The 21,465-nt window shown below is 71.0% G+C and carries 22 protein-coding genes, 1 tRNA gene and 1 pseudogene; 13 read left to right on the forward strand and 11 right to left on the reverse strand.

Features of this window, described 5'->3' with window-relative positions:
• Positions 1 to 22 precede the first annotated feature (22 nt).
• Positions 23 to 349, reverse strand: a complete 327-nt coding sequence (locus tag KZ820_RS09490) for an Mpo1-like protein (protein WP_373369017.1) — start codon at positions 347 to 349, stop codon at positions 23 to 25.
• 124 nt (positions 350 to 473) lie between these two features.
• Between KZ820_RS09490 and KZ820_RS09495 the strand changes: the two genes are divergently transcribed.
• The 4 genes from KZ820_RS09495 (at position 474) to aat (ending at position 3,769) form a co-directional block, all read left to right on the forward strand.
• The gene (locus KZ820_RS09495) at positions 474 to 1,769 is read left to right on the forward strand and encodes a Y-family DNA polymerase (protein ID WP_219748388.1); all 1,296 of its coding nucleotides are present in this window, start codon (positions 474 to 476) and stop codon (positions 1,767 to 1,769) included.
• An 85-nt stretch (positions 1,770 to 1,854) separates the two neighbouring features.
• Complete coding sequence (locus KZ820_RS09500; RefSeq protein WP_219748389.1) at positions 1,855 to 2,241, forward strand: hypothetical protein; 387 nt, start codon at positions 1,855 to 1,857, stop codon at positions 2,239 to 2,241.
• A 95-nt stretch (positions 2,242 to 2,336) separates the two neighbouring features.
• Positions 2,337 to 3,044 (forward strand): ParA family protein, encoded by a 708-nt coding sequence (locus KZ820_RS09505; protein WP_219748390.1) that lies wholly within the window; start codon positions 2,337 to 2,339, stop codon positions 3,042 to 3,044.
• Positions 3,041 to 3,769, forward strand: coding sequence for a leucyl/phenylalanyl-tRNA--protein transferase (aat, locus tag KZ820_RS09510; protein WP_219748391.1), 729 nt, complete (start codon positions 3,041 to 3,043; stop codon positions 3,767 to 3,769). The genes KZ820_RS09505 and aat overlap by 4 nt, the downstream gene beginning before the upstream one ends.
• Positions 3,770 to 3,804: 35 nt before the next feature.
• Here aat and KZ820_RS22305 read toward each other — a convergent pair.
• The 5 genes and pseudogenes from KZ820_RS22305 to KZ820_RS09535 form a co-directional block, all read right to left on the reverse strand.
• Positions 3,805 to 4,260 (reverse strand): annotated as a pseudogene (locus KZ820_RS22305) (DUF2155 domain-containing protein); the annotation flags it as partial.
• Positions 4,242 to 4,634, reverse strand: coding sequence for an NADH:ubiquinone oxidoreductase subunit NDUFA12 (locus KZ820_RS09520; protein WP_219748392.1), 393 nt, complete (start codon positions 4,632 to 4,634; stop codon positions 4,242 to 4,244). The gene KZ820_RS09520 and the pseudogene KZ820_RS22305, both read right to left, overlap by 19 nt.
• 92 nt (positions 4,635 to 4,726) lie before the next feature.
• Complete coding sequence (locus tag KZ820_RS09525; protein WP_308462178.1) at positions 4,727 to 5,227, reverse strand: DUF192 domain-containing protein; 501 nt, start codon at positions 5,225 to 5,227, stop codon at positions 4,727 to 4,729.
• Positions 5,224 to 5,796 (reverse strand): cold-shock protein, encoded by a 573-nt coding sequence (locus KZ820_RS09530; RefSeq protein ID WP_308462179.1) that lies wholly within the window; start codon positions 5,794 to 5,796, stop codon positions 5,224 to 5,226. Before KZ820_RS09530 ends, KZ820_RS09525 begins: the two co-directional genes overlap by 4 nt.
• Before the next feature lie 90 nt (positions 5,797 to 5,886).
• Positions 5,887 to 6,435: a regulatory protein RecX gene (locus KZ820_RS09535; RefSeq protein WP_219748393.1), complete on the reverse strand. Its 549-nt coding sequence runs from the start codon at positions 6,433 to 6,435 to the stop codon at positions 5,887 to 5,889.
• 100 nt (positions 6,436 to 6,535) lie between these two features.
• Here KZ820_RS09535 and KZ820_RS09540 point away from each other — a divergent pair, with 100 nt between their 5' ends.
• The 6 genes from KZ820_RS09540 (at position 6,536) to nusG (ending at position 12,373) form a co-directional block, all read left to right on the forward strand.
• Positions 6,536 to 8,287, forward strand: coding sequence for a fatty acyl-AMP ligase (locus KZ820_RS09540; protein WP_219748394.1), 1,752 nt, complete (start codon positions 6,536 to 6,538; stop codon positions 8,285 to 8,287).
• A 223-nt stretch (positions 8,288 to 8,510) separates the two neighbouring features.
• Positions 8,511 to 10,865 (forward strand): putative bifunctional diguanylate cyclase/phosphodiesterase, encoded by a 2,355-nt coding sequence (locus tag KZ820_RS09545; protein ID WP_308462180.1) that lies wholly within the window; start codon positions 8,511 to 8,513, stop codon positions 10,863 to 10,865.
• A 61-nt stretch (positions 10,866 to 10,926) separates the two neighbouring features.
• Positions 10,927 to 11,002: transfer RNA gene (locus tag KZ820_RS09550), tRNA-Trp, on the forward strand.
• Between the two features lie 105 nt (positions 11,003 to 11,107).
• Complete coding sequence (locus KZ820_RS09555) at positions 11,108 to 11,347, forward strand: hypothetical protein (protein WP_219748395.1); 240 nt, start codon at positions 11,108 to 11,110, stop codon at positions 11,345 to 11,347.
• Positions 11,348 to 11,621: 274 nt separating this feature from the next.
• Positions 11,622 to 11,819 carry a preprotein translocase subunit SecE gene (gene secE / locus KZ820_RS09560; RefSeq protein WP_183923513.1) on the forward strand — a complete coding sequence of 66 codons (198 nt, stop codon included), beginning with the start codon at positions 11,622 to 11,624 and terminating at the stop codon, positions 11,817 to 11,819.
• A 17-nt stretch (positions 11,820 to 11,836) separates the two neighbouring features.
• Complete coding sequence (gene nusG, locus KZ820_RS09565) at positions 11,837 to 12,373, forward strand: transcription termination/antitermination protein NusG (protein WP_183931637.1); 537 nt, start codon at positions 11,837 to 11,839, stop codon at positions 12,371 to 12,373.
• Positions 12,374 to 12,420: 47 nt separating this feature from the next.
• On the opposite strand, the gene KZ820_RS09570 is transcribed toward nusG, so the two are convergent.
• Positions 12,421 to 13,431, reverse strand: coding sequence for an AraC family transcriptional regulator (locus KZ820_RS09570; protein ID WP_219748396.1), 1,011 nt, complete (start codon positions 13,429 to 13,431; stop codon positions 12,421 to 12,423).
• A 291-nt stretch (positions 13,432 to 13,722) separates the two neighbouring features.
• Between KZ820_RS09570 and rplK the strand changes: the two genes are divergently transcribed.
• The 3 genes from rplK to KZ820_RS09585 all read left to right on the forward strand — a co-directional run bounded on the left by rplK (position 13,723) and on the right by KZ820_RS09585 (position 16,174).
• Positions 13,723 to 14,154: a 50S ribosomal protein L11 gene (gene rplK, locus KZ820_RS09575; protein ID WP_132909404.1), complete on the forward strand. Its 432-nt coding sequence runs from the start codon at positions 13,723 to 13,725 to the stop codon at positions 14,152 to 14,154.
• A gap of 4 nt (positions 14,155 to 14,158) precedes the next feature.
• Positions 14,159 to 14,851: a 50S ribosomal protein L1 gene (gene rplA / locus KZ820_RS09580; protein WP_132908955.1), complete on the forward strand. Its 693-nt coding sequence runs from the start codon at positions 14,159 to 14,161 to the stop codon at positions 14,849 to 14,851.
• 153 nt (positions 14,852 to 15,004) lie between these two features.
• Positions 15,005 to 16,174 carry an alpha-hydroxy-acid oxidizing protein gene (locus KZ820_RS09585; protein ID WP_219748397.1) on the forward strand — a complete coding sequence of 390 codons (1,170 nt, stop codon included), beginning with the start codon at positions 15,005 to 15,007 and terminating at the stop codon, positions 16,172 to 16,174.
• A gap of 30 nt (positions 16,175 to 16,204) precedes the next feature.
• Here the strand turns inward: KZ820_RS09585 and KZ820_RS09590 are convergent, their stop codons facing one another.
• From KZ820_RS09590 to KZ820_RS09605, 4 genes are all read right to left on the reverse strand, one after another.
• The gene (locus KZ820_RS09590) at positions 16,205 to 16,948 is read right to left on the reverse strand and encodes a Crp/Fnr family transcriptional regulator (RefSeq protein WP_219748398.1); all 744 of its coding nucleotides are present in this window, start codon (positions 16,946 to 16,948) and stop codon (positions 16,205 to 16,207) included.
• Complete coding sequence (locus tag KZ820_RS09595; RefSeq protein WP_219748399.1) at positions 16,945 to 17,322, reverse strand: response regulator; 378 nt, start codon at positions 17,320 to 17,322, stop codon at positions 16,945 to 16,947. Before KZ820_RS09595 ends, KZ820_RS09590 begins: the two co-directional genes overlap by 4 nt.
• A gap of 2 nt (positions 17,323 to 17,324) precedes the next feature.
• Entirely contained in the window at positions 17,325 to 18,881 is a 1,557-nt protein-coding gene (locus tag KZ820_RS09600) for a sensor histidine kinase (RefSeq protein WP_219748400.1), read from the reverse strand.
• A 274-nt stretch (positions 18,882 to 19,155) separates the two neighbouring features.
• The gene (locus tag KZ820_RS09605) at positions 19,156 to 21,231 is read right to left on the reverse strand and encodes an alpha/beta hydrolase family protein (RefSeq protein WP_219748570.1); all 2,076 of its coding nucleotides are present in this window, start codon (positions 21,229 to 21,231) and stop codon (positions 19,156 to 19,158) included.
• Positions 21,232 to 21,465 lie beyond the last annotated feature (234 nt).

The following is a 21,465-nucleotide window of genomic DNA, read 5'->3' on the forward strand; positions in this document are numbered from 1 at the left end:
GGCAATGCGCAAGCGAGCAGATCTATCGCGGCGCCACCCCGGCCTTGGCGAGGTGCGGCGCGAGGCGCCCGGCGAGCCACAGGAAGAACATGCGATAGTCGGCGAGCAGCGACCAGATCGGGTGGCGGAAGGTCGCGGGTCGGTTGCGCTCAACCGCGAGATGCGCGCTCCAGGCGAAGGCATAGCCCGCGACCGGGACCGCGGCCCACCACCAGCCGCCGAACGCCAGCGCGGGCGCCGCCGCGGCGAAGCTGAGGGCGGTGCCGGCATAATGGAGCGCGCGGGTGGCAGGGCGCGCGTGCTCGCGGAGGTAATGCGGCCAGAAGTCGGCGAAGGTGCGCGGTGTCACGGGCGGATCTCCGTGTGCCATCCTCCGCGTTCGCGTGCCCGCGTCAACCCGTCTCTTCGCGCTCGCCACCGCGACCGGATCGTGCCATGTTCCTCATCCGTTCCCTCTCGCGAGTCGCCCGCCGGTGCCGAGCGCCGATCTTACCCTGCCCCCGCGGCCGCTGCGCTGGCTGTTCCTCGACCTCAACAGCTATTTCGCCAGCGTCGAGCAGCAGGTGCAGCCAGCGCTGCGCGGTCGCCCGGTGATCGTGGCGCCGGTCGGCAGCGACACGACGGTGGCGATCGCGGCGTCGCGCGAGGCCAAGCGGTACGGCATCTCGACCGGCACGCCGGTGTGGGAAGCCAAGCGCAAGTGCCGCGACCTGGTCGTCACGCCGGCGCGGCACGAGCTGTACGTCGCCTATCACCACCGGATCGTCGCCGAGGTGGAGCGCCACGTGCCGGTGACGCGGGTCTGCTCTATCGACGAGGTGGCGTGCCGGCTGCTCGACAATGAGAACGGCCGCGACGCCGCGATGGCGCTGGCCGGGCGGATCAAGCGCGGGCTGGCTTCCGCGGTCGGCGACTATCTCACCTGCTCGATCGGGATCGCGCCCAATCGGCTGCTCGCCAAGCTCGCCTCCGACCTGCAGAAGCCCGACGGGCTGGTGGTATTCGAGGCCGCCGCGCTGCCCGAGGCGCTGTACCCGCTCAAGCTGCGCGACATCGCCGGCATCGGCCCCAACATGGAGCGACGGCTGGCGCGCGACGGCGTCAACGACATCCGCCAGCTGCTCGCGCGCCGCCCGCGCGACGCCGGCCACGCCTGGGGCGGGAGCGACGGCGACCGGCTATGGTACCTGCTCCACGGCGTCGACCTGGCCGAGAAGCCGACGCAGAGCCGTACGATCGGGCACAGCCACGTGCTCTCCCCTCGCCACCGTGGCTATGAATCGGTGCGGCTGACGTCGCGGCGGCTCGCGCTCAAGGCCGCCAGTCGGCTGCGCCGCAAGGGGTATCGCGCGCGGCTGCTGGTGCTTCACGCGCGCTTCGAGGACGACAAGAGCAAGTGGCGCGCGAGCGTCAAGCTGCCGGCCACGCAGGACAGTTTCGTGATGCTGGCGCGGCTCGACGCGCTGTTCCCGCGGCTGCGGGCCGCGGGCGCGGCGCATCGCAGCGGCTGCCGCATAATCGGGGTGACTTTGGCGGAGATCGAGCCGGTCGCGGGCGAGCAGGGCTCGCTGTTCGCCGCGCTCGATCCCGACGATCCGCTCGCGCGCGAGACGCGCACGCTGGCGCTGAGCCGGGCGATGGACCGGATCAACGAGCGGTTCGGACGCAACGCGGTCTCGGTCGGCCCACTGAACGGCGGGCGGCTCGATCGTGTGGGCTCAAAGATCGCGTTCGGCCGCATTCCCGAGCTGTCCGAATTCCACGAGTGAGCGCTACCGAAATGGGTCGATGATATAATGACTTTAGTATGACAGGGTTGACGCCCTTTTCCGCATGCGCGAAGCGTGCGGACCTATGCAGAAGCTCGCTTTCCTCCCCCTCGCCGCCTCCTTGTTCGCGCTCGCAGCGTGCAATTCCGAGCCGTCCAAGCCGCAGGTGATCGACTCCAACCCCGATCCGATGGCGTCGCAGCTGGCCAACGCCGCGCCGGTCGAACTGCCGCCCGCGATCAAGGCCGACAAGACGATGCGCTGCAAGGACGGCAGCCTCGTCTACGTGACCTTCTTCACCGGCGACAAGCAGGCGGTGGTGCGCACCGAGAAGAACGGCACGCCGACGATGCTCAAGGGCGAGGGCGGCGAGGCGCCGCTCAGCGCCGAGGGCGGCTGGAAGCTGACCGGCACGCCGACCGAGATCACCCTCACCCGCCCCGGCAAGGGCGCGCTCTCCTGCCACGCCTGAACTGAACCGCGCCGGCGCCTCTCGCGGAGAGCGCCGGCGCTTCACCGCGATCACTCCTTGCCGCACGTCGCGGCCGCCCCTAGCGTCCGACGCTTATGGCAACCATCGCGATCTACAGCCTGAAGGGCGGCGTCGGCAAATCGACGCTGGCGGTGAACCTCGCCTGGTGCGCGGCCACGCTCTCCGCCCGAAGGACGCTGCTGTGGGACCTCGATCCCCAGGCCGCGTCGAGTTGGGTGCTGGGTGACGGCGCCGCGCACGATCGCGCCCAGGCGCTGTTCTCGCGCGACGTCGATCCCGAGCGGCTGATCGCGCGCACGCGCTTCGACCGGCTCGAGCTGCTGCCCGCCGACGCCTCGCTGCGCGACCTCAACCATCTGTTCCGCGAGCTCGACAAGAAGAAACGGCTGCGCAAGCTGATCGCCGACCTGGGCGACCACGACCATGTCATCCTCGACTGCCCGCCCGGGCTGACCGAGACCGCCGACCAGGTCGCGCGTGCCGCTGACCTGATCGTCGTGCCCGTGGTGCCCTCGGCCTTCTCGCAGCGCGCCTACGCCACGATCGAGCGCCAGTTCGGCGGCCAGGTCGCGATCCTGCCGGTCCACAACCTGGTCGACCGCCGCCGCGCTCTCCACGTCGCCGCGGTCGGGCAGCACGCCGATTGGCCCGCCATCCCCGCGGCCAGCGCGATCGAGGCGGCCACTGCCAAGCGGCTGCCGGTCGGCGCCGCCGCCCCCAACAACATCGCGGCCAAGGCGCTCGCGCAGCTGTGGCGCATCGTGGAGCAGCGCTGCGCTTGAGCGAGCCGCTAGACCCGTCGCTGCTGCTGGGGGCCTATTCGGTCGGTGTGTTCCCGATGGCGGACAGCCGCGACGCCGAGGACGTCTATTGGGTCGAGCCGCGCCGCCGCGCGATCCTGCCACTCGACGGCTTCCACCTCTCGCGCTCGCTGCGCAAGGTGATCGCGGGCGACCGGTTCCGCGTCACCGCCGACCGCGCCTTCGCCGACATCATCGCGCTGTGCGCCGAGAGCGCCGAGGACCGTCCCGACACCTGGATCAACGCCTCCATCGAGCAGGCGTTCGTTCGCCTGCACGGGCTCGGCCTGGCGCATTCGGTGGAGTGCTGGGACGGCGACCGACTGGTCGGGGGGCTCTATGGCCTGGCGCTCGGCCGTGCCTTCTTCGGCGAGAGCATGGTGAGCCGCGCGCCCAACGCCTCCAAGGTGGCGATCGCGGCGCTGGTAGCGCGGCTGCGCGCCGGCGGTTTCACCCTGCTCGACTGCCAGTTCATGACCGAGCACCTCGCCTCGCTCGGCGCGATCGAGGTGCCGCGCGCCGACTACATGACGTTGCTGGGCGCGGCGCTCTCTTCGACCGCCTCGTCGGCGGGGGCGGGCTCCTCCCCCGCCGCGCTGGCGGAGGCGGCGGGCGCGGGTGCCTTCGGCGCCCTGGACGCCGCGGCCGGCGCCGACGGCGCGGTACCCGGGAAGGTCATCGCGCAGCTCTTGGTCCAGACGTCGTAGACCGGATGGATCACGACGTTGGCGGCGGGGCGCTCCTTGTAGAGCCAGCCCGAGAAGGCGCGGCGCCACCCACCTTCGACCGCGCGGACGTCGAGCTGGACGAAGGCGCCGGTGAGCGGCTCGGGCTCCCACGGCGCGGTCTGCTCGCACGCGCGCAGCCGCACGATCACGTCGCCCGCGCGCACTGCCTGGCCGGGCTTGAGGGTGATATCGCGGCTGACGCCGTTGCGCTTGTTGAGCAGGCCCAGCACCGCGACGCGCTGCGCCATCGGGGTGGCGCCGAGATCGACCGGATCGTCCTGCGAGTCGAGCGACACCTCATCCGACGCGCGCGGCGCGGGCGCCTCCGTGGGCGCGGGCAGCGCGGTGCTCACGGCCGGCGAGTCGCCGTGGCGTGCGCCGCGCCAGCCCAGGGCCGCCCAGGTCGCCGCCGCCGCCACCACTAATAGCCCGCCGAGCGCGAGCCCCCGCCTCACGCGTCGGGGCTCCATGCCTCATAGTCGCCGGTGGCGGAGGCGCGATGGCCGCCCTTCTCCAGCGCGCCCTGGGGGCGATACGCCAGCGCGGTGCCGGTGAGATTGGGCACCGCCGGCTTCTGCCACTGGCGCGGCGGCGGCAGGTTCTGGTCGGGCGTGCCGTCGACCTGATGGTGCAGCCAGCTGAACCACTCCGGCGGGACGCGGCTGGCGTCGTTGGCGCCGGAATAGATCACCCAGCGGCGCGGGTTGCCCGCGGTGTCGCGGCCGCCTTCCCAATAGGTGTTGCCGAGCGAGTCCTCGCCGACCTGGCGCTTGCCGCGCAGCCCGAGGATGGTGCCCCAGCTGGCGCCGTTCCACCAGGTGAAGGGATTGAGGTTGATGCCCATGGTGCCCCGCGCTTACCCGCCCCGCGGGCGCGGTTCAATGCCTGCCGGTCGTTGCACAGCAATCCTTCCCGCGCGCGGGGGAGTTGAGTAACTTACCAGCTCACCCGGTCGCCCACCGCGATACCGAGCGTGGCGGCGCGGCCGCCGACCAGCTCGAGCACCGCGGCGACGGGCTCGCCCGAGCTCACCTTCGCCTCCGACAGCGGGGTCGTGCTCGGCGCGATCGCGGCGATGCTGTGATCGGCGCGGATGAAGACGATGTCGAGCGACAGCGGCGTGTTCTTCATCCAGAATTCCGCCACCTGCGGCGCGCCGCCGCCGGCGGGATAGGGCGCGAACAGCATCGCGTCGTCGGGCTGCAGGTCGGTGCGGAACATCAGCCCCTGCGCCTGCTGCGCCGCGGTCTCGGCGACCTCGGCACGGAAGGTGTGGCGCTTGCCGCCGCTCTCGATCGTCACCGGCATCGTGCGGCGCTGCGCATTGGTCGTCTCGCTCGTCATGGCGGGGGAGGCCGACGATGTCGCCTCTGGCGCACCGCGCCCGCAGGCGGCGAGCAGCAGCGCCAGGGCCAGCGGCAGCGCGGCGCGGCTCACTCGACCACCGCCACGGCGACCGCCAACGGCCCTTTGCGCCCCTGTATGATGCGCGCGCGCAGGCGCTGGTCGGGCTGCGCTTCCGAAACCCCGGCGCGGCGCAGCGTCTCCATGTGGACGAAGATGTCGCCCGGTCGGCCGCCCGAGACCAGGAAGCCGTAGCCCTTGATGCGGTTGAACCATTTGACCGTGACCTCCTCCCACTCGCCGGCCTCGGCGGCGAGCGCGGTGGGATCGACGCGGGCGCGGTCGCGATCGCGCATGGTCTCCAGCGCGACGCTGAGATCGATGTCCGCGATCGTCACCGCCTGCCAGCCGCGCTGCCCCCGCACCGCGGTGCCGCTGACCCGGGCGCCCTCCGGCAGCGTGCGCCGCCCGAACGCCTGGAGCACGCTGAAATGAAGCAGGATATCACCCATCGCGGGATCGTCCGCGACGATGAAACCGAAACCGCGCGTCGCGTCGAACCATTTGAGAACGCCTGATACCGCTACCGAATCGGCATCAGCCGTCGGCAGTCCGGCCGGATCGTGCGGATCGCCGGCGGTAGCGGAAGCCTCGTCTCGCACGTCGCGTCGTCGTCCCCTTCTTCGCCGTGTCGCAGCGTTAACGCTCGCTATCGGTGCACTGCACAATGATCCTTGGCAAGCGCCGATCGCTCATTCCTCGTCCAGAGTCGCGCCGGGCTCGGCCTCGACGATGCGTCGCGCCAGCGCGGGGGCGTGGCCGGCGCGCAGTAGTTGGCCGAGCTGACGCGCGCGCTGCAGGGCGTCAGCGGGGACCTCGGCGAACGGCCCGATCCGCTTGCGCCGAGCGAGCCGCAGCGCACTCTCCAGCGCCGCCGCCCGCGCCTGCTCGAGCACGGGGGCGGCATCCTCGGCATCGAGCCCGGCGGCGCGCAAAGTCTCGGCGACACGGCGCGCGCCATAGCCGCGCCGACCCAATGCGGCGCCTTTCTGCTCGGCGAAAGCGCGATCGTCGACATAGCCGAGCGCCGCCATCCGCTCCGCCACGCCGCCCGGGTCGGCGGGCTCCCCGTCCCAGCCGCGCTCGCGGATCTTGCGCGCGAGATAGGCGCTGAGCTTGCCGCGCGTGGTCGCAAAACGCTCGACGTAGCGGAGCGCGAGCCGCTCGAGCGCCGCCTGATCGAGCGGCGGCGGGCGGCGGCGCGAGGAAGGTTTGGGTGATTGGGGCAGCGACACGGCCATGTTTGTGCCACACTGGCATCCGATTTTGAACGCTCGGCCAAAGTACGCCTTTAACCGCTTAACTATTGCACCGGCGTGACCGCTGCGACAGGAACACAGGATGACGACCGACATCGCCCCGACTGCCCCCCAGACGCGACCGACGCCGACGGCCGATCCGCTGCCGCGCCGCTTCGCCGATTTCGCGACGCTGGGCGAGGCGCTCGACTATGCCGCGCGGGGCGGCCGCGGGCTCAACTTCCACGATGCGCGCGGCACGCTGGTGCGCGCCTACGGCTTCACCGCGCTGCGCGACGACGCGCGCGCCTGCGCCTATCGCCTGATCGCGGCGGGCGTCACGCCGGGTGACCGCGTCGCGCTGGTGGCCGAGACCAGCGCCGAGTTCGCCGCGCTCTTCTTCGGGGCGGTGCTCGCGGGCGCCTGGCCGGTTCCGCTCCCGCTGCCGACCTCGTTCGGCGGGCGCGACTCCTACATCGATCAGCTCCGCGTCCAGCTCGCCAGCTGCGATCCCGTCATGCTCGTCTTCCCGCCCGAGCTGGCGCAGATGGCGGGCGCGGCGGCCGATGCCTCGGGCGTGCGCGGCGTCGACTGGGTCGAGTTCGCCACTCAGTCCGGCCCGGAGACGCCGCTGCCGACGAGCACCGCGGACGACGTCTGCTACCTGCAATATTCGAGCGGCTCGACGCGCTTTCCGCACGGCGTGGCGATCACGCACCGCGCGCTGCTGAGCAACCTCGCCGCGCACGCGCACGGCGTGCAGATCATCGAGACCGACCGCTGCGTCTCGTGGCTGCCGTGGTACCACGACATGGGGCTGGTCGGCTGCTTCCTCTCGCCGGTCGCCAACCAGGTCTCGACCGACTATCTCAAGACCGAGGATTTCGCGCGCCGCCCGCTGTCGTGGCTCGACCTGATCAGCCGCAATCCGGGCACCTCGCTGAGCTACTCGCCGACCTTCGGCTATGACATCTGCGCGCGCCGCATCTCCAGCCAGACCAAGGCGTCGGACCGGTTCGACCTGTCGCGCTGGCGCGTCGCGGGCAACGGCGCCGACATGATCCGGCCCGACGTGATGCAGGCCTTCGTCGACGCTTTCGCCGACGCGGGCTTCCAGGCGACCGCTTTCCTGCCGAGCTACGGCCTCGCCGAGGCGACGCTGGCGGTGTCGCTGATGCCGCCGGGCGAGGGCATCCGCGTCGAGCTGGTCGAGGAGACCGAACTCTCGGGCATGCAGCACGGTGAGGACCGGCCGCAGCGCTACCGCGCGATCGTCAACTGCGGCAAGCCGGTGCGCGACATGGAGGTCGAGGTGCGCGAGGAGGACGGCACCCCGCTCCCCGACGGCGCGATCGGCAAGGTGTGGTGCCGCGGGCCGAGCGTGATGGTCGGCTATTTCCGCGATCCCGGCGCGACCGAGGCGTGCCTGATCGACGGTTGGCTCGACACCGGCGACATGGGCTACATGTCCGGCGGCTACATCTTCATCGTCGGCCGCGCCAAGGACATGATCATCATCAACGGGCGCAACCACTGGCCGCAGGACATCGAGTGGGCGGTGGAGCAGCTGCCCGGGTTCAAGGCCGGCGACATCGCCGCCTTCGCGATCACCACGCCCGGCGGCGAGGAGACGCCGGCAGTGCTGGTGCAGTGTCGCAGCTCGGACGAGGTCGAGCGCGTGCGGCTGCGCGACGAGATTCGCGACCGCGTCCGTTCGGTCACCGGCATGAACTGCGTCGTGGAACTCATTCCCCCGCGCACGCTGCCGCGCACCAGCTCGGGCAAGCTCAGCCGCGCCAAGGCGCGCAACCTGTATCTCGCCGGCGAGATCAAGCCCTACGACCTCGCCGCCTGAGGCGTGGGCCGGGGCCCGGCAGCGGGCACGCTCGCCTCGTTTGTGGTGGGTGAGGCGCGATGATTCTTCGTCCATTCCGGACGCTTTCTCCACCACCAATCCCGCTGCGGCGCGCAAGCGACTGACAACGCCGACCTTGTCTCCGGCAATCTCGTGCCGACGCGCTGGCATGTTCTTGCCGGCAGCAACGCTTCGTCAACGACGATGGAGCTAAGGCTCGGGCGTGACACGCGATCCCTCCCCCCTGTCGGCATCCGTGCCGATCCGCGCGCGCCTCGGCCTGCGTCGTAGCGCCGAGCGCGCCGCCGGCCACCGCGAGGTGACGGTGGAGCGGCTGGTGGCGCGGCGACTCGCGCCTGCGCTGCTCGCCACGCATCTGCTCGGCGCCGGCGCGGCGATGGCGCTGCTGCGCGACGCGGTGGCCCTGCCTTGGCTGATCGCTTGGGGCGCGGCGATGGCGGCGGCAGCGGCGACGCTCACCCGCATCCTCGTCGCGCGCGCCGAGCCCGAGGCGCCGCTGCCGCTCGCAGGCGCGACCGCCGCCGCGGCCGCGCTGGCGCTGGTCTGGGCGGTGATTCCGCTGCACCTCGCCGCCGCTACCGAACCGGCCGCGACGCACGCGCTCGACCTGCTGCTCGCCACGGTAATGACCGCCTCCGCGCTGACGCTCGCGACTCTGCCGAGCGCGGCGCTGGTCCTCGTCGCCGGCACCGCCGCCGCGACCGCCGCGCCGTTCGCGCTCACCGGCCGGCCCGTCGTGGCGGCCATCGTCGTCGCGCTCGCGCTGCTGCTCGCGGCGGGAATCTTCTCCCGCGCACGCGCGGCGGCGCGGATCGGCGCGGCGGAGAGCGCGTTGCGCGAACGCGAGGCGACGGTGCAGCTGCTGCTGCGCGACTTCGAGGAAGGCGCCGACTGGCTGTGGCAGACCGACGCCGCGCGTCGGATCGTCGGCGCGAGCGAGCGCTTCGCCCGGGCCTGCGGGGTGGCCGCCGCGGAGCTCGAGGGCACGCCCCTGCTCCAGTCGCTCGCGGGCGCCGACTGGGAGAGCGCCGCCGTCCCCGACGAGCTGCGCCTCATCGCCGACAAGATGACCCGGCGCGAGCCGTTCAGCGACGTCGCGCTGCCGGTCACGGTGCGCGGCGAGACGCGCTGGTGGCAGATCGCCGCGGCGCCGCGGCTCGACGCGGCGGGCCGCTTCACCGGCTATCGCGGCGTGGTGTCGGACATCACCGAGCAGCGCGCCTCGGCCGAGCGGATCAGCCGCATGGCGCGCTTCGACGCGCTCACCGGACTGCCCAACCGCCTCTCGGTCAACGAGGAGCTCACCCGCGCCCTGAGCGAGGCGGAGCGCTGGCGCGCGCGCTGCGCCTTCATGATGATCGACCTCGACCGCTTCAAGGCGGTCAACGACACGCTGGGCCACCCGGTCGGTGATCGCCTGCTGCGCCGCGTGTCGGAGCGGCTCGCCGAGCTGGTGACCGAGAACGAGCTGATCGGCCGGCTCGGCGGCGACGAGTTCGCCGTGGTGGTGCGCGACGCGAGCGACCCCGGCCGGCTCGAGCGGCTGGCGCACACCATCATCGAGACGCTGTCGCGCCCCTATGAGGTCGATCAGCACACGCTCTACATCGGCGCCTCGGTCGGCGTCGCTACCGGACCGCGCGACGGCCGCACCGCGGAGACGCTGATCCGCTCGGCCGACTTGGCGCTGTACCGCTCGAAAGACCGCGGCGGCGGCGTCTATCACGCCTACGTCCCGCAGTTGCACCTTGAGGCGGAGGAGCGCCGCGTGATCGAGCTGGCGCTGCGACGCGCACTCGACAACGACGAGCTCCATCTCGCCTATCAGCCCGTGGTTGACTCGCGCAGCGGCGCGGTGCGCGGTTTCGAGGCGCTGCTGCGCTGGAGCCATCCCGAGCTGGGCGATATTCCGCCGGCCAAGTTCGTGCCGATCGCCGAGGAGGCACGGCTGATCGCACCGATCGGCGAGTGGGTGCTGCGCACCGCCTGTGCGGAGGCGGCGGGCTGGCCCGACGACGTGCGCGTCGCGGTCAACGTCTCGCCCGAGCAACTCCACAACCCGCAGTTCGTCGGGGTGATCACCGACACGCTGGCGCGCACCGGCCTGCCCGCGCGCCGGCTCGAGCTGGAGGTGACCGAGAGCGTGTTCCTGCGCGAGGGCACCGGCGCGGTGAAGCTGCTCAAGCAGATCCTCGATCTCGGCGTCGGGCTCAGCCTCGACGATTTCGGCACCGGCTATTCCTCGCTCGGCTATCTGAGCGCCACCCGCTTCTCCTCGATCAAGATCGACCGCAGCTTCGTCCAGGCGGCGTCGCGCGGCACCGCCGAGGCAATCGCGATCATCCGCGCGGTGGTGGCGATGGCGCAGAGCATGGGCATGGCCACCACCGCTGAGGGGGTGGAGACCGAGGCCGAGTTGCGGCTGGCGCAGGAACTGGGGTGCGGCAGCATCCAGGGCTTCTACTTCGGCCGTCCGCTGCCGGTGAGCGAGGCGCGCGCGCTGGCGATCGCGGTGCGCCGCCCCGACGCCTCGCCTGCCGCCACGCGGGCGGCCTGAGACCTTCGGCGCGCTCGCCCCTTGACGAACGCGCGCGCGGCGTCCAACAGCGCCGCGGCACAGGAGTGTAGCTCAGTTGGTAGAGCATCGGTCTCCAAAACCGAGGGCCGTGGGTTCGAGTCCCTCCACTCCTGCCAACCCATATCGGTGGCGAAGGATAGATTCTCCGTCTTGCGCGTTCGCAAGCGCGGCGTAATAGCCCTATACCTCTGACGTACGTCAATCACCAAGGGAGTAGCCATATGCGTTCCATTCTCGCCGGCGCCGCTGCGCTGAGCCTCGTCGCCACTCCGGCGCTCGCCGCCACCGCCAACCCCGCCGCCAGCCTGTCGGTCGCCGGCGCGCGCGCGTCGACCTCGACGTCGAAGGACAGCCAGCTCGCCGGCGCCGGTGTGTTCGGCGCGATCATCGCCGCCGGCATCGCGGCGATCGGCGTGATCGCGATCGTCAACGACAACGACGATGATTCCGACAGCAACTGATCGGGCGCGGTCGCCACGGGCGACGCACCGTCGATAGCGAAGGATAGCGGAAGGGGTCGGCGCCGCGATGCGCCGACCCCTTCTTCATGGCGGCGATCTCGACGTGCATACCGCCACCGCGCTTGCCTTTTCACCGCGGCCAACTTATGTCCGCTCGCACTTCCGACAGCACGGACGGTCTATCATCGCTCTCCCCACCCGCGGGGAAGCGGTAGCGGGCCCATGCCGGTCGCTGCCGGGATATTCTATCACGGCTCAACAAGGGCTCAGTATCGTGGCGAAGACGACCCCGCTCGAGTTCATCCGACAGGTCCGCACCGAGACCGCCAAGATCGTCTGGCCGACCGGCCGCGAGACGGTGATGACGGGGGTGATGGTCGTGGTGATGACCACGGTGTTGGCGCTGTTCTTCCTGGCGGTGGACTCGTTCTTCAACGCCGTGGTCAAGGCGCTGCTGAGCCTGGCGAAGTAAGGACGGGAAGCACGACGATGGCGCGCTGGTACATCATCCACGCCTATTCGGGGTTCGAGGGCAAGGTCCGCGACTCGATCATGGCCGAGGCGACCCGCATGGGACTCGAGCAGTTGGTCGAGCAGATCGAGGTGCCCACCGAGACTGTCACCGAGGCGCGCCGCGGAAAGAAGATCGCGGTAGAGCGCAAGTTCATGCCCGGCTATGTGCTGGCCAAGCTGAACATGAACGACGACGTCTACCACCTCGTCAAGAACACGCCCAAGGTGACCGGCTTCCTCGGCTCGTCGGGCAAGCCGCAGGCGATCTCGGAAGCCGAGGCGGCGCGCATGCTGAACTCCAAGGAGGAGGCAGCGGTCGCACCCAAGACCAAGGTCAAGGTGGACTACGAGATCGGCGATGCCGTTAAGGTGCTCGAGGGCCCCTTCGCGAGCTTCAACGGCACTGTCGAGGAACTCGACTTCGACAAGTCCAAGGTCAAAGTCTCGGTCAGCATCTTCGGTCGCGCCACGCCGGTCGAGCTCGACTTCGAGCAGGTCGAGCGCAGCAAGTAGGCGCCGGGCTCCCGCTAGAGCGGGAGCGCCGCCCTGCTGGGCGATCCCTAACGCGGCCGCGCGGCGCCCTGCGTCTCAGCGGTCGTCGCGGCGCCGCCGGGCAGCATGCCCACGTCCCGGATCGGCACCTCAAGCAGCGCGGGAGCCGTCTGCCCGTCTGCCAGCCACGGTGCGGGGGCGTGCGGCGCGAGATCGGCGCGCTTGCGCTGCTGGCGCACCTCCAGCCCCGGCGTGAGCAGCGGTGTCGGCGTGCGGCGGAACTGTGCCGGGGTCATGCCGACGAACTCGCGGAACTCGCGGTTGAGGTGCGAGGCGTCGTAGAAGCGCAACTCGGCCAGCTCATCGGCACTCGGCACCGCCAGACCGCGCATCACCGCAGCCATGTCGAGGAAACGGCTGCGCCGCATCACCGTCTTGGGCAGGTGGCCGAAATGCTGGCGCACGGCGCGGTCCAGTCGGCGCCCGGAGATACCGAATTCCGCCGCGATCTCCGTCACCGGTCGGGTCGGGTCGACCCGCGCGATCCGCTCGAAGCGCGCGCTGATCATGTCGGGCGTCACGGCGCGGACGACGAGATGCTCGCGTACCACCTGGTGAAGCCGAGCGAAGGTCTGCTCCTGGTCGAACACGTCGTCGCCCGCCCAGCGTAAGGCCTCGTTCCACCGCCCCGGCACGATCGGCACGAGTCGATCGGCCAGCTCGTCCGCGGGCGCGTCGCTGAAGCCGAACCAGCCGGCGGGTCGGATCGCGAATCCCGCGGCCACGATCGGTCCGACGCAGCGCACCGGGAAGCGACGCTGCTGGGCGCCGAACAGCATCGGCCCTTCATAGTCCTGCCATGCCCCATCGATCATCGTCGACCACTGGCCGATCACCGGAACGCGGATGTAAGCTGTTTCATGCAATAGGAAATCTTCGAGCACGGCGTCGCCCGGCCGATCGAAGATGGTGACGAAGAAGCGCGCGACAAAAGGAGCGAGATCGTCGGGCGGCGTACGACTCAGCGATAGCGGCGCGCCGTCGCGTGAAGTACCTGTACGTGGGATGAAGCCGCCCATGACTTCGCGATTACGACTTGGCGCCGCCCTCGGCAATAATCGGGCTCGTAGAACTGACCGGATCGAGCGATAAATTACGTACAATTCGGTGGAAATTTATGACCCGGGCGGAGGGGCACGGTTGCGGTCCGAGACCTTGCCAACGCGCCCCGCTTCGGCTACGCGCGCCAGCTTCCACCGCATCACACGATGGAACACCGCGGGAGGGCGGGGCTGCGGCTGCGTCCGGACGAACCGCTAGACTTGAACCGGGCGCTTCCCTCGGGCGCGCCCAGTAACAGAGTGAGACGAATGGCAAAGAAGATCACAGGCTATATCAAGCTGCAGGTGCCCGCGGGCGCTGCCAACCCGTCGCCGCCGATCGGCCCGGCGCTGGGTCAGCGCGGCGTCAACATCATGGAATTCTGCAAGGCGTTCAACGCGCAGACCGCTGACATGGAGAAGGGGTCGCCGCTGCCCACCGTGATCACCGTCTACGCCGATCGCAGCTTCTCGTTCATCACGAAGACGCCGCCGGCGACCTTCCTGATCAAGAAGGCGGCCAACCTGAAGTCGGGCTCGAAGGAGCCGGGCAAGGTGTCCGCGGGCAAGATCACCCGCTCGGCGCTGGCCGAGGTCGCGCAGACCAAGATGAAGGATCTGAACGCGAACGATCTCGAGGCGGCGACCCGCATCATCGAAGGCTCGGCCCGCGCGATGGGCCTCGAAGTGGTGGAGGGCTGAGGCCGTGGCGAAGGTGAGCAAGAAGCAGAAGGCCTGGACGATCGACCGTGAGAAGCTGCACGGCGTCGACGAGGCGATCGCGCTGGCGAAGCAGAACGCGTCGTCCAAGTTCGACGAGACGATCGAGATCGCGCTGAACCTCGGCGTCGATCCGCGTCACGCCGACCAGATGGTCCGCGGCGTCGTCACCCTGCCCGCCGGCACCGGCAAGACCGTCCGCGTCGGCGTGTTCGCGCGCGGCGCCAAGGCCGACGAGGCACGCGCCGCGGGGGCGGACGTGGTCGGGGCCGAGGACCTGATGGAGACGGTCCAGGGCGGCACGATCGACTTCGATCGCTGCATCGCGACCCCGGACATGATGGGCGTGGTCGGCCGCCTGGGTAAGGTGCTCGGGCCCAAGGGCCTGATGCCGAACCCCAAGCTGGGCACGGTGACGATGAACGTGGCCGAGGCGGTGAAGGCCGCCAAGGGCGGTCAGGTCGAGTATCGCGTGGAGAAGGCCGGGATCATCCACTCGGGCATCGGCAAGGCGAGCTTCGGCGCCGAGGACCTGCGCCGCAACTTCGACGCGCTGGTCGACGCCGTCGTCAAGGCCAAGCCGTCGGGCGCCAAGGGCAAGTACGTCAAGAAGATCGCGGTCAGCTCGACGATGGGCCCGGGGATCAAGGTCGACGTCGCCGAAGTCGCGGGCGCCTGACGCCCCCGCCCTGGCGAGCCGGGGCGCCTCGACAGACGAACAGCGGAAGGGCCGGGAGCGATCCCGGCCCTTCTCGCATCCGCGCCCCGTCGCAACGGCGTGGAACCGCTTCCCGGATTGGCGTACGCCCGCGCTGACAAAGGGAGAGCGAGGATGGCGCAGTTCGGCGACTATCAGCTGGCGATCTATCTCGCCGGGCTGGAGGGCATCGTGCCCGAGTGGCCGGTCGATTTCGCCACGCTCGAACAGCGCGCCGAGGCGGCGATGCCGCCCTCGTTGCTCACCTACGTCCAGGGCGGCTGCGGGGACGAACTGACGCAGCGCCGCAATGCGAGCGCCTACGCGCACTGGGGCATGGTGCCGCGGATGATGGTCGACAGCGCGCAGCGCGATCTCTCCGCCGACCTGTTCGGCACGCGGCTCGCCTCGCCGCTCTTCATGACCCCGATCGGCGTCACTGGGCTATGCACGGCCGACTCGCACGGTGACCTCGCCGCCGCCCAGGCCGCGGCCGAGACCGGCGTGCCGCTGTGCGCCTCGACGCTCGCCAACGATCCGCTGGAGGACGTGATCACCGCCGCCGGCGACACGCCCGCGCTGTTCCAGCTCTACACGCCGCGCGACCGCGAGCTCGCCGCCAGCCTGGTGCGCCGCGCCGAGGCAGCCGGCTACCGCGCCATCGTGGTGACGCTCGACACCTGGGTTACCGGCTGGCGTCCACGCGATCTCAACACCGCCAACTTCCCGCAGCTGCGCGGACACGTGCTGGCCAATTACTTCAGCGACCCGGTGTTCCGCCGCCTGCTCGCGCGGCCGCCCGAGGAAGACCGCCGCGCCGCGGTGATGACCTGGGCGGCGACGTTCGGCCAGGTGCTGACCTGGGGCGACCTGCCGTGGCTGCGCTCGCTGACCGAGCTGCCGATCGTGCTGAAGGGCCTGTGCCACCCCGACGACGCGCTGCGCGCGATCGATGGCGGCGCCGACGCGGTCTATGTCTCCAACCACGGCGGCCGCCAGGCCAACGGCGGGATCGCCGCGATTGACCTGCTGCCCGACATGGCGGCGGCGGTGGCGGGGCGCATCCCGGTGTGGTTCGACGGGGGGGTACGCAGCGGCACCGACATTGTGAAGGCGGTGGCGCTCGGCGCGGATCTGGTCGGCGTCGGGCGGCCGTACAGCTACGGTCTCGCGCTCGGCGGCGCGGCGGGCTGCGCGCACGTGCTCAGATGCCTGCTCGCCGAGGCCGACCTGCTGATGGCGGTCAACGGCTGGCCGACGCTCGCCGCGGTGCGCGACGCGGGGGCGCGGCGGGTGGAGGGGTAGGCCCTCCCCGCTTGCGGCGTCGATCTTGCCTCAGCGCGCCCGCGCCGGCTGCGGCCCCACGGTGGCGGACACGCGAACCGGCACGCGGCCGATCTTGCGCGCGAGCCCCGGCGGATCGAGGAGCGTGACCCGACCGCCCTTCCACTGCAAATCGTTCTCGCGCCGCGCCTGCTGCACCATGCGGTTGACGTGGACCGAGGTGAGCCCCAGCGCGTCTGCCAGCGTCTCCTGCGTCAGCGGCAGGTCGAAGCTGGTGCCGCGCGCCATGCCGTTGAGCGTGAGCCGCTCGTGCAGCTCGAGCAGCAGGTCGCCGATCCGTTCCTGCGCGTTGAGCCGGCCGAGCCGGGTCACGTGCGCGAGCACATAGGCCTGATCGAGCGCGTCGCCCACGGCATAGACCGTGCCCAGCACCGAGCCGGGTGCGGCCGGCGGCGCCGCGCAGACCAGCACGTCGGTGAGGGCGACGATCGTCGCCACCGCGACCGGGCGCGGCTGCGGGCAGTGGCCGACCACGTCGCCGGGTAGCAGGAAGCTGAGGAACTGGCGCCGCCCGTCGGGCAGCAGCCGCACCCGCGCCGCCCAACCGCGCAGCAGCAGCAGCGGCTCGGCGATCTCGCGCCCCTCGCTCACCAGCTCGCGGCGCGCGCGGATCGTCTGCGCCTGCCCGGCGGCCGCGACGATCGTGTCGATCACCTCGGCGTCGAGCGGGGCCAGCGCGGCGAGCCGCTGCAGCGCGGGCTGGCGATCGTCGATGATGGTGGCGGCACGGATCATGGCACGTCCTCCGATGCGAGTAATTGGTCGAGTGCGGCGAGCACCGTCGGCACCGCGAAAGGCTTGGCGATACGCGGTACGTGGCGATAGGCGTCGGGCAGCGCCCAGTCATCGTAGCCGGTGACGAACACGAACGGCACGCCGCGTGCGGCGAGCCGGTCGGCGATGGCGAGCGACGAATCGCCCTCGAGATTGACGTCGAGCAGCGCGGCGGCGATCCCCTCGCGCTCGGCGAGATCCAGCCCGGCGGCGAGGCTGCTCACCGGGCCGATCACCAGCGCTTCCTCGGCGGCCAGCGCGCGGCGCAGATCGGAGGCGATGAAATATTCGTCCTCCACGACCAGTATCTGTTTGCCCGCGAGTCGCCCCGGCATCGTCACGCCCCTTCCTCGTCGCCGCCCAGCGGCAACCCGATGGTGCAGCGCACGCCGCCACCGCGGAACTCGAGCCGCGTCTCGGCACCGAGCCGATACGGTAGAGCCTCCTCGATCAACTCGGTCCCGAACCCCTGCCGCGCCGGCCGGATCGGGATCGCCGGCACGCCCTGCTCGACCCACCTAAGGTCAAGGCGGCGCGCCGATCTTCCATCTACATTAACATCCCAGACGATCGAGAGCGACCCTCCTGGAGCACGAAAAGCGCCGAATTTTAACGCGTTGGTCGCCAGCTCGTGGATCGCGAGACCGAGCAGCTCGACAGCCCCCACGGGCAGCGCCACGTCGGGGCCCGTCATGGTGAGCCCGGGCCCGTCGCTGACACCGACGCTCAGCAGCTCGTCGCGGATCAGATTCTCCAGGTCAACGGTGCCGCTGGCGTTGAGCGTCGCACTCACCTGCGTGCGCGCCAGCGCGTCCAGCCGGCCGCGGAAATGGTCGGCCACGTCGTCGAGCGACTCCGCGCCCTCGACCGTGCGCGCGAAGACGGAGCGTACCACGGTGAGGATGTTGCGGACGCGGTGCTGCAGCTCTGCGACGAGCACGCGCTGGCGCTCCTCGAGTGATTGCATGTCGCTGATGTCGGTCGCGGCGCCGAACCAATGCGTGATCTGTCCGGCGCCGTCGCGCACCGGCACCTGGCGGATCAGCAGCGCGCGATAGCCGACCCCGGCCTGGCGCACGCGGCACTGCACGGTCACGGGCTCGCCCGCGGCATAAGCACGGCGGAAGGCGCGGCTCACCTTGCCCGCCTCGCTCGGGTGGATGAGCTCCATCCAGCCGCCGTTCGAGGCCTGCTCGTCGGTCTGGCCGGTGATCGCGTGCCACTGCTGGTTCGACGCGATACGCAGGCCGTCGAGATCGACGCGCCACAGCATCGCGGGCACCAGCTCGAGCGTGACGCGGCGCTGCTCCTCGCTGTCGCGCAGCGCCATCTCGGCGCGTTTGCTGTGCAGCGCCTGCACGATCGCGGGGGCGAGCTCCTCCGCCGCGGCGAGGTCCTCGTCGCGGAAACCGCCGGCGCGGTTGCCGAGCCCCACCATGCCGATCACCGCGCCGTTCTGGTGCAGCGGCACGCCGAGGAAACACTCCAGCGGCGGGTGGCCCGCGGGCGTGCCGACGCGATCCGCGTGAGTCGCCGCGTCGTTGAAGATCAGCCCCTTCCCCTCGCGCAGCACGCGCCCGTACAGGCCGTGGATAGTCAGCCCGGTCGGCACCTTGCCGTGCGGCCAGTCGCTCTTCGCTGCCTCGAAGGCAGCCCAGCCGCGCTCGCTGATCGCGATCTCGTCGAGCAGGTCGGTGGCGCGGTCGATCTCGCCCATGAAGCTGAACGACGCCCCCGTGACGTCCTCGGCGACGCGCAGGCAGACGCGGCCGAGCGCCTCCAGCGAGGGGGCGGTGAGCGCCTCGTGGAAGATTCGGTTGATGCCCTCCAGCACCGCGTTCTTGCGCGCGAGCGTCGCCAGCAGGCTGGTCTCGTCGCGAGGCTCCATCCTCATCGCTCTCACCCTTCCCGGGCCAACGTCCTGCGACGTAAATAGCTCAAATCAAACACCTTAACCTATGTCCTGGGGCAGCAGACCCGCGGGTGACGGGCGCGCAAGCCCAAGTCGGCGTCGAGCACGGCCGGGCACGTCACGTTCGTCATCCCGGCGCCGAGCCGGATTCCATCGGGCCGCATACGCCTCGGCCGTCGCTCTCGCGGACCATGGATCCGGCTCGAGGCCGGGATGACGGACGTGGATGCGTCAGGCGCCGCGCCCGACACTGGGCTCAGTTCGCAGGGGCCGCCCCGGCGCGCCCGCGATAGCGGTCGAACCAGGCAAGGATCGCCGCCGCCTTGGCCGCCGACTGCGACGGCCGCGACGTGAAACCGCCGTGGCTCGCGCCCGGCACCTTCACCAGCGCGGTCGGCACCTTGGCGATCTGGAGCGCGGCATAATATTGCTCCGACTCGCTCACCGGGGTGCGATAATCCTCGCTGCCCACTACCACGAGCGTCGGCGTGGTCACGTTGCCCACGAGGCTGAGCGGCGAGCGCACCCAGTAGCTCATCGGATCCTCCCACGGCAGCTTGCTGAACCAGTAGCGCGAGGTGAAGGTGGTGTTGTCCATCGTCAGCGCCTCGCTGAGCCAGTTGATCACCGGCTTCTGCGTCGCCGCCGCCTTGAAGCGGTGAGTCTTGCCGACGATCCAGGCGGTCAGCACCCCGCCGCCCGAGCCGCCGGTGACGAACAGGTTATCCCCGTCGGCGGTGCCGTCGGCGATCGCGGCGTCGACCGCGGCCATCAGGTCGTCATAGTCGGCGGAAGGATAGTTCTTGTCGATCAGGTTGGCGAACTCGGCGCCGTAGGAGGTCGAGCCGCGCGGGTTGACCCACAGCACGGCATAGCCCGCCGCGGCGTAGAGCTGGACGTCGCTGGCGAAGGTCGGGCCATAGGCCGAGTGCGGGCCGCCGTGAATCTCGAGGATCAGCGGCACGCGCTGCCCCGCGGCGCGCGTCGGCGGCGTGGCGAGCCAGGCGTCGATCGCGCGGCCATCGGGCGCGGTGACGCTCAGCTTGCGGACGGGGGCGAGCGTCTTGGCGGCGGTCATCACCGCGTTGAGCTGGGTCAGCCGGCGCGGCCTGCCGCCGGCGAGGACCCAGACGTCGGCCGGCGCGCCCGCGTCACCGCCGGTGTAGGCGACGGTGCCGTCGCGCGAGACCGAGAAGTCGCCGCCGGTATAGGGCCGGTCGAGCCCGCTGCCCTGGAGATTGTCGGCGATCACGCTGAGCTTGCCGTCGGTGCCGACGCGCGCGAGCTTGCGCTGGCCGCGGTCGTCGTAACTGGCGTAGAGGCTGCGCCCGTCGCGCGCCCATTGCACGTCCTCGACGCTGCGATCGAGCGACGCGGTGAGCGAGCGTGGCGCGCCGCCGTCGGCCCCGCCGACGTAGAGCTGCGCGTCCTCATAGCCGCGGCGCTTGTCGTCGAAGCCGATCCAAGCGACTCGCTGGCCGTCGGGCGAGACGCGCGCGTTGGCATCCGGCCCCTGGCGCGTGGTCAGCGCGGTGACCGCGCCGGTGGCGAGGTCGACCGACTGGACGTCGGTGTTGAGCACCTCGCGCTCGGTGTCGCCGGCCCGGATCGCCGCGAACAGGATCCGGCGTCCGTCGGGGCTCCACGCCAGCGGGCCATCGTCGTCGAAGCGACCGAAGGTGAGCTGGCGCGCCGCGCCGCCGTCCGCCGCGACGACGAACAGGTGCGCATAGCCGGGCTTGCGATAGCCGGGGCCGTCGTTGCGATAGGTGACGCGGTCGATCACCTCCAGCCCCGGCGCCCATTTCGCGCCCTCGGGCTTGGCAGGCGCCTTGCCGAGCGTGGTGCCCTCGCCCGCGACATTGGCGACATAGGCGAGGCGGGTGCCGTCGGGCGACCAGGCGAGCGCGCTCGGGTCGCCGGGCAGCGAGGTGACGCGCGCGCTGCTGCCCGTCGCGAGCCAGCGCACGAACAGCTGCGACTGGTCGCCGTCACCCGCGACATAGGCGATCCGCGTGCCGTCGGGCGACCAGCGCGGCGAACTGCCCGAGGTGGCGAACGGGGTCTGGCGCCCGCTGGCGACGTCGACCAGCCACAGCGAGGAAGCCATGCGGTCGGTCATGATGTCGCCCGAGCGGCGGACGTAGACGATCGTCTTCCCATCCGGGCTGATCTGCGGGTCGCTCGCGACCGACAGGCCGAACAGGTCGGCGCCGGTGAAGAGGCGGGTGGGACCGTCCGCCGTGGCGGCGCGGGGCGGCTGCTGCGCGGCGGCGGGGGCGGCGAGCAGAGCGAGGCAGAGAGCGAGACGGGAGAGCGCTGGACGCACGATGAGGACGACTCCGCGGGGGATGGGACGGGCGCGATCATGGACGAAAGTATCGGCGGCGCAATGAGGCGGGTGGGTGAGGTTTGAGGCGAAGTGGAAGGCGCGAGGAGAAGCCCTCTTATAAGGAGCGGCGTCCTATCCCGAGCGCGAGCGTGCCCCGGCGAAGGCCGGGGCCCAGGTAGGGACGTGAGTGGCTCTCACACCGGGCTTCCCAACTGGGCCCCGGCCTCCGCCGGG

The organism is Sphingomonas citri (assembly GCF_019429485.1).
Taxonomy (GTDB): domain Bacteria; phylum Pseudomonadota; class Alphaproteobacteria; order Sphingomonadales; family Sphingomonadaceae; genus Sphingomonas; species Sphingomonas citri.